The 14,084-nt window shown below is 30.7% G+C and carries 16 protein-coding genes; 5 read left to right on the top strand and 11 right to left on the bottom strand.

The features are described from left to right. Window positions 1-4: 4 nt before the first annotated feature. Complete coding sequence (locus EG242_RS09415; RefSeq protein ID WP_124899644.1) at window positions 5-574, top strand: anthranilate synthase component II; 570 nt, start codon at window positions 5-7, stop codon at window positions 572-574. A 15-nt stretch (window positions 575-589) separates the two neighbouring features. Here the strand turns inward: EG242_RS09415 and EG242_RS09420 are convergent, their stop codons facing one another. The 8 genes from EG242_RS09420 to EG242_RS09455 all read right to left on the bottom strand — a co-directional run bounded on the left by EG242_RS09420 (window position 590) and on the right by EG242_RS09455 (window position 8,073). Further along, a complete protein-coding gene (locus EG242_RS09420) occupies window positions 590-2,047 on the bottom strand; it encodes a hypothetical protein (protein WP_124899645.1) in 1,458 nt (485 codons plus the stop codon). Between the two features lie 133 nt (window positions 2,048-2,180). Next, the gene (locus EG242_RS09425; RefSeq protein WP_124899646.1) at window positions 2,181-2,636 is read right to left on the bottom strand and encodes a DUF1456 family protein; all 456 of its coding nucleotides are present in this window, start codon (window positions 2,634-2,636) and stop codon (window positions 2,181-2,183) included. Window positions 2,637-2,691: 55 nt separating this feature from the next. After that, the gene (locus tag EG242_RS09430) at window positions 2,692-3,441 is read right to left on the bottom strand and encodes an LVIVD repeat-containing protein (protein WP_158608860.1); all 750 of its coding nucleotides are present in this window, start codon (window positions 3,439-3,441) and stop codon (window positions 2,692-2,694) included. A gap of 5 nt (window positions 3,442-3,446) precedes the next feature. Continuing rightward, a complete protein-coding gene (locus EG242_RS09435; protein ID WP_124899648.1) occupies window positions 3,447-3,956 on the bottom strand; it encodes an LVIVD repeat-containing protein in 510 nt (169 codons plus the stop codon). A 37-nt stretch (window positions 3,957-3,993) separates the two neighbouring features. Then, entirely contained in the window at window positions 3,994-5,991 is a 1,998-nt protein-coding gene (gene uvrB / locus EG242_RS09440) for an excinuclease ABC subunit UvrB (RefSeq protein ID WP_124899649.1), read from the bottom strand. A gap of 81 nt (window positions 5,992-6,072) precedes the next feature. Further along, window positions 6,073-7,338 carry an OmpA family protein gene (locus EG242_RS09445; protein WP_124899650.1) on the bottom strand — a complete coding sequence of 422 codons (1,266 nt, stop codon included), beginning with the start codon at window positions 7,336-7,338 and terminating at the stop codon, window positions 6,073-6,075. A 94-nt stretch (window positions 7,339-7,432) separates the two neighbouring features. Further along, entirely contained in the window at window positions 7,433-7,714 is a 282-nt protein-coding gene (locus EG242_RS09450) for a DUF3817 domain-containing protein (RefSeq protein ID WP_124899651.1), read from the bottom strand. 2 nt (window positions 7,715-7,716) lie between these two features. Beyond that, window positions 7,717-8,073 (bottom strand): hypothetical protein, encoded by a 357-nt coding sequence (locus tag EG242_RS09455; RefSeq protein WP_124899652.1) that lies wholly within the window; start codon window positions 8,071-8,073, stop codon window positions 7,717-7,719. A gap of 194 nt (window positions 8,074-8,267) precedes the next feature. On the opposite strand from EG242_RS09455, the gene EG242_RS09460 reads away from it, so the two are divergent. Together EG242_RS09460 and EG242_RS09465 are read left to right on the top strand one after the other, a co-directional pair. Then, the gene (locus EG242_RS09460; RefSeq protein ID WP_203227698.1) at window positions 8,268-9,089 is read left to right on the top strand and encodes an EamA family transporter; all 822 of its coding nucleotides are present in this window, start codon (window positions 8,268-8,270) and stop codon (window positions 9,087-9,089) included. Next, window positions 9,090-9,524, top strand: coding sequence for an NUDIX domain-containing protein (locus EG242_RS09465; RefSeq protein ID WP_124899654.1), 435 nt, complete (start codon window positions 9,090-9,092; stop codon window positions 9,522-9,524). A gap of 13 nt (window positions 9,525-9,537) precedes the next feature. Here EG242_RS09465 and EG242_RS09470 read toward each other — a convergent pair whose 3' ends face one another. From EG242_RS09470 to EG242_RS09480, 3 genes are all read right to left on the bottom strand, one after another. After that, window positions 9,538-10,158, bottom strand: coding sequence for an L-threonylcarbamoyladenylate synthase (locus tag EG242_RS09470; protein WP_124899655.1), 621 nt, complete (start codon window positions 10,156-10,158; stop codon window positions 9,538-9,540). A gap of 4 nt (window positions 10,159-10,162) precedes the next feature. Next, entirely contained in the window at window positions 10,163-10,468 is a 306-nt protein-coding gene (locus EG242_RS14845) for a hypothetical protein (protein ID WP_124899656.1), read from the bottom strand. Between the two features lie 327 nt (window positions 10,469-10,795). Then, a complete protein-coding gene (locus EG242_RS09480) occupies window positions 10,796-13,132 on the bottom strand; it encodes an ATP-dependent helicase (RefSeq protein ID WP_124899657.1) in 2,337 nt (778 codons plus the stop codon). A gap of 96 nt (window positions 13,133-13,228) precedes the next feature. Between EG242_RS09480 and EG242_RS09485 the strand changes: the two genes are divergently transcribed. Then, a complete protein-coding gene (locus tag EG242_RS09485) occupies window positions 13,229-13,789 on the top strand; it encodes a DUF7935 family protein (RefSeq protein ID WP_124899658.1) in 561 nt (186 codons plus the stop codon). A gap of 37 nt (window positions 13,790-13,826) precedes the next feature. Continuing rightward, entirely contained in the window at window positions 13,827-14,024 is a 198-nt protein-coding gene (locus tag EG242_RS09490; protein WP_124899659.1) for a hypothetical protein, read from the top strand. Window positions 14,025-14,084: the final 60 nt, after the last annotated feature.

Here is a 14,084-nt window from a genome sequence, read left to right on the forward strand (position 1 = left end):
TCGAATGAAAATTGCAGTAATCAATAATTACGACTCATTTGTACACAACATCATTCACTATTTAGAAAGTTTTGATGGAGTAGAAGTATCCGTTTTTTTAAACGATAAATTTTACTTAGAACAATTGCAGAGTTTTGATAAAATTGTGTTGTCTCCAGGTCCTGGAATTCCAGAAGAAGCGGGACTTTTATTAGATGTAATTGATTTTTATAAAGATAAAAAAAGCATTTTAGGCGTTTGTTTGGGGCATCAGGCAATTGCTGAATATTTTGGATGTTCACTTGTGAATTTAAATCAGCCTTTACACGGAATTGCAACAAAGCTACACATTATAGAAGACGATTTTTTATGGAATGATCTACATAACGATATTTTTGTTGGGCATTACCATTCGTGGAGTGTAAGTAAAAATAATCTTTCTACTGAAATCATTGTTACCGCAATTGATGAACTGGGAAATATTATGGCATTAAAACATAAAAAATATGATATTCGCGGCGTTCAGTTTCATCCGGAATCTGTTTTAACCCCACAAGGAAAAATAATAATTGAGAATTGGTTGAAAAGTAATTAAAAAAGAAAAACGATCTTAACGATCGTTTTTCTTTTTATTCAATTTAAAATAACTTAAAAAATCACCTATGTAATAATCACCATTTTTATAATATTCTTTGGTAGAAGATTTTTTGGTTGCAAAATCCGATTTGGGTTTTAAATTAAGATTAGTATTTCCAATTATATAAAACCCATTTTTTGTAGGTAAGTTAATACCGCTATCTGTACCTTCAAACCCATAAAATGATGCATACTCTAGCTTGCTTCCATCCAATGAAATAATAGAACTATAAACATCCGTATTTCCACCGCCGTGTTTAGTTTGGTATGAATTAACTGTTGTTGGTAAATGATCTTGAGAACTAACATTATTATTAGTAGAACTTATAAATAAACCATTTTCATTACCAAATAAATGCTCCCCTCCATGAACAAAACTGGTCCAAATTCTTTGACCGTCTTGGGAAAATTTTGAAACAGTTTTAGGACCGGCAGTAGAATTGGGCTCTTTTAAAAAAGCATTATCTGTAATTAAATTTTTATTTCTATTTAATTTAAAACCTACCTTAAATGATGTTAAAATATAAGCTTCATCACCTATAACTGTCAAGGCATTGTTGTTTTTTAAGACACTTCCAAAAGGAACATTGGAATTTTGTTCACCAAAGTAAGTGCTCCACAATCTAGTTCCATCAAAATTAAACTTAGAAAGAAAAACACTTGAAATAGCCCCTGATATATTACCATTTCTAACAATTGTTTTTTGATGTGTGTTAGCTGTACCAAAATAATCACTTCCAGCACTTGCGTTCATGTGGTCGCCATAAATATACAAACCATTTGTACCAGCAACAATACTTTTAATTATTGAAAAATCTTTAGTATAAAAGGTACTCCAAATGTGCTTTCCGTTTGCGTCAAGCTTACTAATAGCATCTTGATACTTAATGGTAGAATTTGTATCACCTTTGGTTTGAAAGAAAGACGGTGAGGTTATAGAATTTTTATTTCTTTTATTTAGAACATAAATATTATTGTTTTTATCAATAGTTAAATGTCCTTCGTTTAATGCTATATCATGAAAATAGCTAAACCAAATAAGTTTTCCTTCAAGATTAATTTTTGATATAAAACTTGGTCTTGCAAACATTCCAATCATAATTCGCTCACCATAAACACCTGGTGTGGCAAAATTTTCATTGTTTGTTCTTCCTGTAAAGATTATATTATTTTCAGAATCAAACTTTATATTTTCAATAACAGAACCTCCTTTTTCGCCGGCTGGAATTTTATAAATGAGTTTTGGATTGATTTCATTTGGACGATATTCATAAATTTCATCTCCATCTGCATTTAATACATACAAATATCCTGTTTTAGCATTCACTTCAGTAACAAAAGAATGGTTTCTTACTATTGATTTATGTGGACTAAAAGGTTTTATTGTTCTATCAAATATAGGTAGCAATGTTCCCCATTCACGTTTGTACAAAGACTGTCCGTAATTTTCTGTAGTAGTAAATAGAACAAATGCTGATATAAGCAACACTAATTTTCGCATAATAATTTGTAAATCTACTCTTAATAAACTAATAGTCTAATTTATTAGATGATGAATGTTTAAATTAATCTTTCTTTTTTGGCTTACCGTTATTAAATTTAACGTTGCCTAATATGTCTTTTTTAGTTGGTGTAGTGCTTTTTGCAGTTGTATTGTTTTTTCCTTTAAAAGCTGGTTTAGAAGTTACTGGTTTTTTAGGAGTATATACCATTTTAGGTTTATCTTCAACCTTTGGTTTATCTGTTAAAGGAATTTTTGAAGCTGAAATTCCTGCTAAAACTTCTCTTGGATTTTTAGGATTTTCTTTTGTGCCACGTAAGTGAATTACTAATCCGTTTAAAAAATTACGTAAAACTTGATCTTGACATTCAACATATTTAGGATGATCTTCGTTTCTAAAAAAATTTCCAATTTCACCTTTTGAGATTCTAAAATCTACTAATTCTAAAATTTCTACAATTTGATCGTCGCGTAATTGTAATGCAACACGTAATTTTTTAAAGATATCGTTGTTTGTCATAATAATTCTTAAATTTTATCAAAGATACAAGAAAAAAGCTTTCTTAAAAGAAAGCTTAATAAGTAATATCGCTAATTGGTGTTAAGGTTAAAAAATCAACCGCATTCCATTTAAATTGTGTAACCTTTTGCTCGCCAAAAGCATAAAGTATGTCATTATAAATTACAATATCTTTAAATTTATAATTTACAGATTTTACTAAAACAGGTTCCGCTGCTTGTGTTACATCAAATATTTTAAGCTCATCATCACAAATAATTAAATAATTTTCATGTATAGCTAAACCACGCGGATATGTTAAATTTCTTTGGTGAATTAATTTCGGATTTGTTACATCGGCAATATCATAAACCATTAAAGTGTTTAAATTGTTGCCACAAGTTGTATTAGAATGTAAGGTTACAAATGCGTGTGTTTTATTTGCCACTACAGGGTCGCATGCTGTAAAATGCTGAGCGTCTGATAGGTACTTTGGGTTTTCAGGATTTGATACATCATAAATAAACATACCGTTTCGCGAACCCATAAACATTAAATTATCTAATGAATAAATGGTTTCTATATCACGACCAATTGTTACATCATTTACCTTTACAGGATCAGTTGTGTTTGATATTTGAAAAACATGTAGTTTTTGATTATCAACCGTATAAAGATAATTTCCTTTAATAGTAAAAACTGCCATTGATCCACCTTTTCCAGACCCTTCACTACTAGGAGAAGCCGTATCTGACCCATCACTTGAACAAAATGTTAATAGAAAACAAGATGCAAGTAAAAAACTAAATTTTAAAAACTTTTTCATAAACATTAAGATTTCCAATCAACAATAATTTCATTTTCACCTGCATAATGTACCCAACCGTCTGGACTTATTTTTTGTGGGAAAGTATTTTTAATGCGTTTATGAACAGTAACTTGACTATTATTTATTGACACCGCTACTAAATCAACTGCTTGGTTAATGTAAATAGTGTTGTTTTTAATTGCCATGTCGGTTGCTCCAGGAACTTCAAGAAAACCCGTTAATTGTGGGGCATTAGGGTTGGAATTATCGTATATGTGAAATCCTTTATTTTCGTCTGTAATAAAAATATAAGTATCTTTTACATAGATTTTACCCGCTTTAATCATATTTTTTGGGGCAGTCATTTTAATAGAACTTTCTAATTGTGCACGCGACATAATTACAGCTTGATATTGTGAATAATGTGGTTGTGATGGCACATCATCGTCATCATAATAATTATAGAAACAACTTTGTAAAGATAAAGTTCCTACAAGTGTTAGTGAGAAAAATAATAATTTAATTTTTTTCATGTTTTATATGTATTTTTTTTAAAAATATAAAAAATACTTATAGGTTTGTTTTTTTATTAGTTAATTCTTGAATTTCATCTCGTAAACGTGCAGCTTGTATAAAATCTAGGTTTTTAGCTGCTTTTTCCATTTCTTTGCGTTTTTCTTTAACAACTTTATCAATATCTTTTGTAGTACGATAAATTATTTGATCTTCTGCTACCGTTTTTAGTTCCGTTTCATTTTGATCATAACCTTTAAATTTATCTGTAAACGATTTTTCAATTTTTTTATTTAAAGCTTTTGGTTTTAAACCATGTTCTTTATTAAAAGCAATTTGTTTATTGCGTCTATAAATTGTTTCGTCTATTGTACGTTGCATGCTCGCAGTTATTTTATCGGCATACATAATAGCTCTACCATTTATATTACGTGCAGCCCTTCCAACTGTTTGAGTTAAAGAACGTGTACTGCGTAAAAAACCTTCTTTATCTGCATCTAAAATCGCTACTAAAGATACTTCGGGTAAATCTAAACCTTCACGTAAAAGATTTACACCAATTAATACATCAAATATCCCTTTGCGAAGATCCTGCATAATTTCAATACGCTCTAATGTTTCCACATCGGAATGTATGTATCTGCATCGAATCCCAATTTTTGTAAAGTGTTTTGCCAATTCTTCTGCCATTCGTTTGGTTAGGGTTGTAACCAAAACACGTTCGTCTAGTTCAACGCGTTTATGAATTTCTTCTACTAAATCATCTATTTGATTTTGACTTGGACGAACTTCTATAATTGGGTCTAATAATCCTGTTGGACGAATAACTTGCTCAACATAAATACCTTCAGACTTCTGTAATTCATAATCTGCCGGAGTTGCCGAAACATAAATTACTTGATTTTGTAGTAATTCAAACTCTTCAAATTTTAACGGACGGTTATCCATTGCTGCCGGTAACCTAAAACCATATTCTACCAAGTTTTCTTTACGGGAACGATCACCACCATACATAGCATGAACTTGCGATACCGTAACGTGACTTTCATCGATTATCATTAAATAATCTTTTGGGAAATAATCTATCAAACAGAAAGGACGAGTTCCAGGTTCGCGACCATCTAAATATCTTGAATAATTTTCGATACCTGAACAATAGCCTAGTTCGCGTATCATTTCTAGATCAAAATTGGTACGTTCTTCTAAACGCTTTGCTTCAAGGTGTTTACCTATAGATTTAAAGTAATCTACTTGTTTAACCATATCTTGTTGAATTGCCCAAATAGCATTTTGCAACACATCTGGCGAAGTAACAAACATATTGGCAGGATAAATACTTAATAATTTGTACTTTTCTATCACTTTTGATGAAGAAATATCAAATGATTCTATGGTTTCAATTTCATCACCAAAAAAATGAATTCTAAACGGATCGTCTGCATAACTTGGAAAAACTTCTATAGTATCGCCTTTAATTCTAAAAGTACCGTGCGAAAATTCAGCTTCGGTTCGTGAATATAACGATTGAACTAATTGTTGAAGAAATTTAGTACGTGAAATAATCTGATCTTGTTCAATGGTTACTACGTTTTTCTGAAACTCTGTCGGATTTCCAATTCCATACAAACACGAAACAGACGCAACAACTAAAACATCTCTTCGTCCTGAAAGTAGAGAAGATGTAGTACTTAATCGCATCTTTTCTAGATCTTCGTTAATAGATAAATCTTTTTCAATATAAGTTCCTGTTACAGGTAGATAGGCTTCTGGTTGGTAGTAATCATAGTATGAAACAAAATATTCCACTGCATTATTTGGAAAGAATTGTTTAAATTCTGAATACAATTGTGCAGCTAATGTTTTATTATGCGCCAAAACCAATGTTGGTTTTTGTACTTCTTGAATAACATTTGCAACAGTAAATGTTTTACCAGAGCCTGTAACACCTAATAATGTCTGGAAACGTTCGTCGTTATTAATTCCGCTTGATAAACTTTTTATTGCTGTAGGCTGATCGCCCATTGGTTTGTATTCTGATACTACTTCAAATTTCATTTTGTAGAGAGTTTATACAAATATAGGAATAAAAAAAGAGAGGTATAAAACCTCTCTTTTTTCTTATTATAAAACTATTAATTAGTTTACTTTGAAAGTTACTCTTCTAGCAAATTTAGAAGTAGTTTTGTTAGTACCGTCGAATGAGGTATCTTCACCTTTAGCACTTGTTGTAATTCTAGAGCTAGAAATACCAGATTGTTCTAAAATTTTAGCTACGTTTTTAGCACGTTTTTCAGACAAACGTTGGTTGTATGAAGGGTTACCAACTGAATCAGCAAAACCATTAACTTCAACAGTAGCATTTGGATTAGAACGTAAGTAAGTAATTAAGAAATTAGTTGCTTCTGCGTTTTTAGGAGTTGATTTGTCGAAATCAAAATAAACTGCAACATATCCTTGGTTGATTAAGTCTTGAGCTGTGTTTGAATCAGCAGAAGAGAATGTATCACCTTTTTTAGCATATCTTGAATCGAAATAATCTTCGTAAGAATCTGGAATACCGTTTTTGTTTAAGTCAATAGAACGACCTTTAGTATCAACCATGTTTCCTGCTGGAGTATTTGGTTCTAAATCTAAATAATCAGCTACACCATCGTTATCAGAATCAATCATTTTGTTTTCGATGTCAGTAACACGGTTTTCTAAAGATTCAACTCTGTTTGTTAAACCATCGTTAGCATACCAGTCAGCATGTTGTTCGTTTTTCCCTAAGTAAAAAGATAAACCTAAAGTTGCATTGTAGAAAGTACCGTTAAATCCTCTTTCGTTAGCATTGATTTCTGAAGCACCATCAAATGTATAGTTTTGACGAACAGTATTAACCATTGTAAAGTCAGCATTTAAAGCAACACGGTTACCTAATTTTACTTGACCAGTTAATCCTAACAATACGTGACCCATTTTATCTTTTCCATAGTCAAGAACTGTAGAACCATCTTTACCTGGTTCCATCCAAGAGTATCCAGCACCCATGTGAGCTTGTAAACCAAAAGTTCTAGTCCACTCTTCAAAGTTCATAATACGACCTAAATTTGCAACCCCTTGTAAGCTTGCTCTGTAGTGTGTAGTTCTAAAGTAGTTAGAATCTTCTCCATTTTTCATATAGTCATATCCAAAATCAGCTTTAATACCGAATTTGTTATTGAACATGTAACGAACACCAGCATCAGCGTGAACTAATCCGAAGAAAGTATCACCTGTATAACCAGGAGTCATTGGAGCTGAAGGTTTTGTTAAACCACCATTAATGTCAATAGACCATTTGTTGTAAGGTAATCCTTCTTGAGCATTCATATTAGATAAACCTAATACAGCTGCAATTAAAGGCAAAGTTATTTTTTTCATAAAACTTTTTTTTAAATTATTAATAAAAACAGATAATTTTGTATTTGTAATTTTTGGTAAAAATAGTATATTTTAACTAAAAACAAAAATTTTTTTAATTTTTTAACCATTTATAATCTGAATAAAAAGTTCCAAAAGGCAGGAGGGAAGCAATTAATACCAAACCTAACTTCTTAAAAGACCAGTTATATTCATATTTTAAATAAATAGCTAGTACAACATATAGAACAAAAAGTATGCCATGAATCATACCAATTGGATATAATAATTGTTGATACAATTCAGGATTATTAGGTTTATTGTATAACATGTTATAAAATAAAGCCAAATATGAGATACCTTCTAAGGTTGCAACTAATCTAAAAAAGTTTAACATTTTTAAAATTGTTGAAATTGTTGGTTGTATTCTTTTAAGTCGGCTACATTATGTTTATTATCTAAATCTAACATTAAAGACATAAAATAGGTAAAGCTTTCACTTGTAGAACTATCGGTTGATATTTCAACATTATCCTCAATTGGTTCGTCAGATGGGATATTTACTAAAAAATCTTCGTTTTGGTCAATATGCTCATAAGCTAAGCGCAATGCTTTAACTAGAACTGGTTTTTCTTCTAGTAATGCAAATTCTCTAAGCTTTTTTAGTTCTGGAACTATAGTTTTTGCAACTATGCCGTTTGAAATAACTTCTGCTTGAAGCGCTTTTATAATTTTTTGTGCGTTTGAATTTTCCACTTATTTATTTTTTATAAACAGCGCAAAAATAGTGATATTTGTTGAAATAAAAATTTATTATTACTATTTTATTTATATAATTATATTGAACTATAATATATATTATGTAAAATAGAATTAGTTAAATTGTTTTAATCCATTTAAATAATCTATAATTAATGTACGCTTTACTGTTAAGTTTAATATCATCTCTTTTGGTTGGTTTTTATTTTAAAAGTCTAAAAATCAGCAATATAAAAAATATTTATATTGTAATATTTACAAATTATATTGTTGCTATAATTACATGCTATTTACTATTTAATGAATCTCTCAATGTATTTACTGTTAAAAAATCAATATCAATAATAACTTTATTATTAGGTATTTTAATGCCAACAATTTTTTTTATACTTAATAAATCGTTGATAAGATCTGGTTTAGCGAAAACAGATATTTTTCAACGTATATCATTAATTATTCCTGTAGCATTGAGTTTTTGGCTGTTTAATGAAGTATTTACATGGTCAAAATTTATTGCAATTATTCTAGCTTTTACAAGTATTGTACTATTGTTGTATAAAAAATCCACAAATAAGGGAAATTTCAACGGTTTCTACTTGCTAGCTGTTTTTATTGGATATGGTACTGTTGATACATTATTTAAAATTCTAGCTACAAATAAAGAAATTCCGTACATAGCTGCATTATTTACGGTGTTTATTTTATGTGCTATTACAAGTTTAATTTATTTACTAATACATAAAGGAACAATTAAGATAAACTATATATATTATGGGATTGTGTTGGGAATTTTAAATTTTTCGAACATTTATTTCTATATGAAAGCACATAAAATTTTTTCAGAGACCCCGACTCTAGTCTTTATTACCATGAACTTAGGTGTTATTATTGGCGGAAGTTTTATTGGGAAATTTTATTTTAAAGAAAATCTTACAAAAAATGCAGTTACAGGTATTGTTTTAGCCGTGATTAGTGTAATTTTATTAGCTTTAATTCAAATAGATATTTTATAAATGAACTATACTCCCAAAATATTTGTAACTGTTGATGTTGTTTTATTTAGAAAGATAAACAGCAGCTACGAAATTTTATTAATTCAGCGATTGAACGATCCCTTTAAAGATTATTGGGCTTTACCTGGCGGTTTTGTTGATGAAAACGAGGATTTAGAAACAGCCGCCAAACGCGAACTTTTTGAAGAAACCGATATTCAGCTATTTCAGGTTAAGCAAATTAAAGCGTATGGAAATCCTAAAAGAGATCCGCGCCATCATACAATATCTGTGGCTTTTATGGGCGAAATTGACAGTTTGGCTGAAGCCAAAGCAAAGGATGATGCAAAATCGGTGAAGTGGTTTTCTGTAGATGAATTACCTGCTTTAGCTTTTGATCATGCCGAAATTATTCGAGATGCGATTGAAAAATTCATAATAAAACCAGCTTATTAGGCTGGTTTTTGTTTTAAAAGATATCAATACTTCCTTTTCCTTCACGAATCACTTCTGGTTCGTTTCCAGTTAAGTCAATAATGGTTGATGCCATGTTATCTCCGTAACCACCATCAATTACAGCATCAACTTTATTCTGCCATTTTTCAAAAATCAATTCAGGATCAGTTGTGTATTCAATTAATTCATCATCATCATAAATCGATGTTGAAACAATAGGATTTCCCAATTGCTTAACCAATTCTAATGCAATGCTGTTATCGGGCACACGAATTCCGACAGTCTTTTTCTTTTTAAATTCCTTCGGAAGATTATTATTTCCTTCTAAAATAAAGGTGTACGGACCAGGCAATGCACGTTTTAAAATTTTAAACGACGAGGTGTCTAAACTTTTAACGTAGTCCGAAATATTACTTAAATCGTTACAAACAAAAGAAAAATTTGCTTTTTCGAGCTTGATTCCCTTAATTTTAGCGATACGTTCTAAAGCTTTTGTGTTTGTAATATCGCAACCTAAACCGTAAACCGTGTCGGTTGGATAAATAATCAAACCACCATCTTTTAATATCTTTACTACTTTCTGAATTTCCTTTTCATTAGGATTATCAGGATATATTTTTATAAATTTTGCCATACTTTTAATTTTTCAATTTAATATTCAAATAGTCAACAACATAATAATTCCAAATACCTTTTTTTATACCTATTTCAACTATGTAATTATTTGGATTTTTACCAATAAACTGATTTATTCTTTTTGAACTAACTTTTATACTTTCTGAATGATTATTAAATTTAAAATAGATTTTATTTGACTGTCTGGATTTTGTGAACTTTTCAACTGGAATCGAAACTACTTCTATTTTGCTTTTTTGTATTTCAATTTTGTTAAATATGTCCCAAATTATATTTGAAGGAATCCAAAACATAACTAAAGAGAACATAAAAAAAACAAAGTTTATTAGTAAAATGTATATAATTTTAATGTGAATTTTTTTTTATTTTTTAAGCTCTGAAAAAGATTTTTTATAATCCAGTCCTAATATGTTAAATCTTATAGCAATAAAGAAACCTATCAAAATTGGCAACCAAAATATAAATATATTGTATTTGTAATCTTTGCCAATATATGATGACTTGATAAAAATATTATACAAAACAAAAACGATAATTAGAGCTATAAAAGATTTAAATAGATAATTACCTCCTTTTGTTTGCTTCTTCTTATGTTGATATTTTGATTTATAATATCCCATTTATAAATTTTGCCATTATTCCAGTATATTAAGTTTTGCAAAACGCAGCAGCAATTTTTTAATTCCACCAACATCAAAATGAATTTCGGCTTTTTTGTCTGCCCCTGCTCCTTCTAAGTTAAGAATTTTTCCTTTACCAAAACGTTCGTGCATAATAATTTGTCCTTCTTGTAACGAAGAATTTTCATTTGATGAGGAACTTGAAGCCGAAATCTTACTCATATCCTTCAATCTTCTAATATCATTATTTGGCTTTTGATCCTCATTTTCTCGAACCCATTTTGGCGGAACTCCTGCAGTTGGCTTGTTTAAACGCAATTTAGATTTATCAACATCGCCAAAAATATCTTCATTGATTGATGATTTATATCGGTAATTTGTTTCGGGAGCCGATAGAAATTCCAAATACTGCGGATCAATCTCTTGAATAAATCTTGACGGATCACAATCGCTTAATTTTCCCCAACGATATCTGCTTTGAGCATAAGTTAAGTATGCTTTATGTTCGGCACGGGTTAAAGCAACGTAAAACAAACGACGTTCTTCTTCTAAATCTGCACGCGAATTCACACTCATGGCACTCGGAAACAGATCTTCTTCCATACCAACCACAAAAACTGTCGGGAATTCCAGTCCTTTTGCCAAGTGAATGGTCATTAAAGCCACACGGTCATCATCGCCTTTATCGTTATCCAAATCACTTGCCAATGCAACATCTTCCAAAAATTCTGCTAAACTTCCACGTGCACCATCAACTTCAACCTGACCTTCAGTAAAATCCTTAATACCGTTTAAAAGTTCTTCAATATTATCTAAACGCGTAATACCTTCAGGTGTTCCGTCTTTTTTTAATTCCTGAACTAAGCCGGTTTTTTTAACCACATAATCGGTTAAATAATACGCATCATGATTATCATTTATTACCTGGAAATTTTTAATCATGGTAACAAAATCGCTTATTTTACTTTTGGTTCCAGATGTTAATTTGAGATCAATTTTATCGATATGTTCCATTACCTCAAAAATACTGCGCTTGTAATGATTGGCGGCAATATTCAGTTTTTCAACCGTTGTATTACCAATTCCGCGCGCCGGATAGTTTATTACACGCACCAAAGCTTCTTCGTCTTTAGGGTTTACAAGCAAACGAAGATATCCTAAAACATCTTTAATTTCTTTACGTTGATAGAACGATAAACCGCCATAAATTCTATAAGGTATATCCTTTTTACGCAAGGCATCTTCCATAGCACGCGATTGCGCATTGGTTCTGTACAAAATAGCGAAATCGCCATTTTTCATTTGATGCGTCATTTTTTCTTCAAAAATGGTCGATGCTACAAATCTTCCTTCTTCGGCATCGGTTATCGATCGGTGAATTTTAATTTTTGGTCCGTCATCATTTGCTGTCCAAACCAATTTATCAAGCTTGGTTTTATTTTTGTCGATAATGGTATTGGCTGCTTCTACAATATTTTTTGATGATCGATAATTCTGTTCCAAACGATACACCTTAACATCGTCAAAATCTTTCTGAAAATTGAAAATGTTGTTGATATTGGCGCCACGAAACGCATAAATTGATTGTGCATCGTCGCCTACCACACAAATATTCTGAAAACGATCTGCCAGCGCCTTTACAATTAAGTATTGCGAATTGTTGGTATCCTGATACTCATCAACCATAATATATCTGAAACGATCCTGATATTTCAACAAAACTTCAGGAAAACGAATCAAAAGCTCATTTGTTTTCAACAATAAATCGTCAAAATCCATTGCGCCAGCCTTAAAACATCTTTCAACATACGCCTGATATAAATCGCCAACACGTGGTTTTTTTGCCATGGCATCGGCTTCCATCAACTCCGGATTGTTAAAATACGCTTTAACGGTAACCATATTATTTTTGTAGTTAGATATTCTGCTTAAAACATCTTTAGGCTTGTAAATATCCTTATCTAACTGCATTTCTTTAATAATTTGCCCGATCAAACGTTGTGAATCTTGAGAATCGTAAATCGTAAAATTTGAAGGATATCCCAACTTATCAGCTTCAGCACGAAGAATTCTTGCAAAAACCGAGTGAAAAGTTCCCATCCATAAATTTTTAGCTTCGGCAGAATTAACAATTTTCGAGATACGTTCTTTCATTTCTTTAGCCGCTTTGTTGGTAAAAGTCAGCGACAAAATGTTAAAAGCATCAACGCCAAGGTGCATCAAATAAGCAATACGTAAGGTTAAAACGCGTGTTTTACCAGAACCCGCACCGGCAATAATAATCATTGGTCCGTTTTTTTGTAAAACAGGTTCACGTTGCGCATCGTTTAATTGATCGATATAATTTTGCATAGATTTATTTTCAGAAAAAACAAAGTTACTACTACTAAAAATAAGTAGCAAATAATATTATTTTAGGTTTATATTTGTTTTTTAAAAGTGATATAGATGTTTTCAAATTTTACGGTTGACTGGAAAGAGTCGTTACTTATATTATTAGGTTTAGTTATTATAGTATTATTGTTTTATGTTTTTAATAGAAAATCGATTGCGAAAGAGAAAGAAACACGAAATTTTTTAAGACAACGTATGCAACAACCCCATACCGCGCCAAAGGTTCAAGAAACTTTAAGAAAATCTACTCCGCAAACGGTGCAGGCATACGAAAGATTAATTATTTTAATGGAACGTATAGATTTGCAAAAATTAGTAGTTCGTGTAGCACCAATATCAGAGTTAAAACAAGATTACGCATCGTTCTTAATACAAAATATAGAACAAGAATACGATTTTAATATTTCACAGCAATTGTATGTATCAGAAGAAGCATGGGCATTAATTGCAACTGCAAAACAAACAATTATTCAACAAATTTTAAAAACAAGTTTAAAAGAAGATGTTTTAACTGCAACCGATTTACAAAAAAAACTTATACAAAGTAAAGAACAAAACTCGGTAACCGAATTGGCAAAAAACAGATTAAAACAAGAATTTAAAAATTTGGTTTAATTTTTGATTAATTACAATAAACATTAAAGTAAAAAGTATGAAAAAGGTATTAACTATTTTGGGAATTGCTTTTTTAGCAAGTTGCGAATCGTCTGACACCTGTCATTGTGAAGTTTTTGAAAACATTGGCACCGAAGAGCAACCTCAGTTGAGATACATTGGAAGTTTAGATGGAAACTGCGATGATAAAATTAAAGAAGAAGAAAAAGTTTACCAAAGTGTAAGCTGTGATTAAGAAGCTGTCTCAAAACTAGACAGCTTCTTTTTTGCTTTTTAGAATATATATGTTCTTGTA

It is taken from the genome of Paenimyroides viscosum (assembly GCF_003858535.1).
GTDB lineage: Bacteria > Bacteroidota > Bacteroidia > Flavobacteriales > Flavobacteriaceae > Flavobacterium > Flavobacterium viscosum.

Excerpts from the sequence above, each read along its gene's own strand:
- EG242_RS09415 (WP_124899644.1), top strand. The coding sequence starts at position 5 with ATGAAAATTGCAGTAATCAATAATTACGACTCATTTGTACACAACATC.
- EG242_RS09425 (WP_124899646.1), bottom strand. The coding sequence starts at position 2,636 with ATGACAAACAACGATATCTTTAAAAAATTACGTGTTGCATTACAATTA.
- EG242_RS09430 (WP_158608860.1), bottom strand. The coding sequence starts at position 3,441 with ATGAAAAAGTTTTTAAAATTTAGTTTTTTACTTGCATCTTGTTTTCTA.
- EG242_RS09435 (WP_124899648.1), bottom strand. The coding sequence starts at position 3,956 with ATGAAAAAAATTAAATTATTATTTTTCTCACTAACACTTGTAGGAACT.
- uvrB (WP_124899649.1), bottom strand. The coding sequence starts at position 5,991 with ATGAAATTTGAAGTAGTATCAGAATACAAACCAATGGGCGATCAGCCT.
- EG242_RS09445 (WP_124899650.1), bottom strand. The coding sequence starts at position 7,338 with ATGAAAAAAATAACTTTGCCTTTAATTGCAGCTGTATTAGGTTTATCT.
- EG242_RS09450 (WP_124899651.1), bottom strand. The coding sequence starts at position 7,714 with ATGTTAAACTTTTTTAGATTAGTTGCAACCTTAGAAGGTATCTCATAT.
- EG242_RS09465 (WP_124899654.1), top strand. The coding sequence starts at position 9,090 with ATGAACTATACTCCCAAAATATTTGTAACTGTTGATGTTGTTTTATTT.
- EG242_RS09470 (WP_124899655.1), bottom strand. The coding sequence starts at position 10,158 with ATGGCAAAATTTATAAAAATATATCCTGATAATCCTAATGAAAAGGAA.
- EG242_RS14845 (WP_124899656.1), bottom strand. The coding sequence starts at position 10,468 with ATGTTCTCTTTAGTTATGTTTTGGATTCCTTCAAATATAATTTGGGAC.
- EG242_RS09480 (WP_124899657.1), bottom strand. The coding sequence starts at position 13,132 with ATGCAAAATTATATCGATCAATTAAACGATGCGCAACGTGAACCTGTT.
- EG242_RS09485 (WP_124899658.1), top strand. The coding sequence starts at position 13,229 with ATGTTTTCAAATTTTACGGTTGACTGGAAAGAGTCGTTACTTATATTA.
- EG242_RS09490 (WP_124899659.1), top strand. The coding sequence starts at position 13,827 with ATGAAAAAGGTATTAACTATTTTGGGAATTGCTTTTTTAGCAAGTTGC.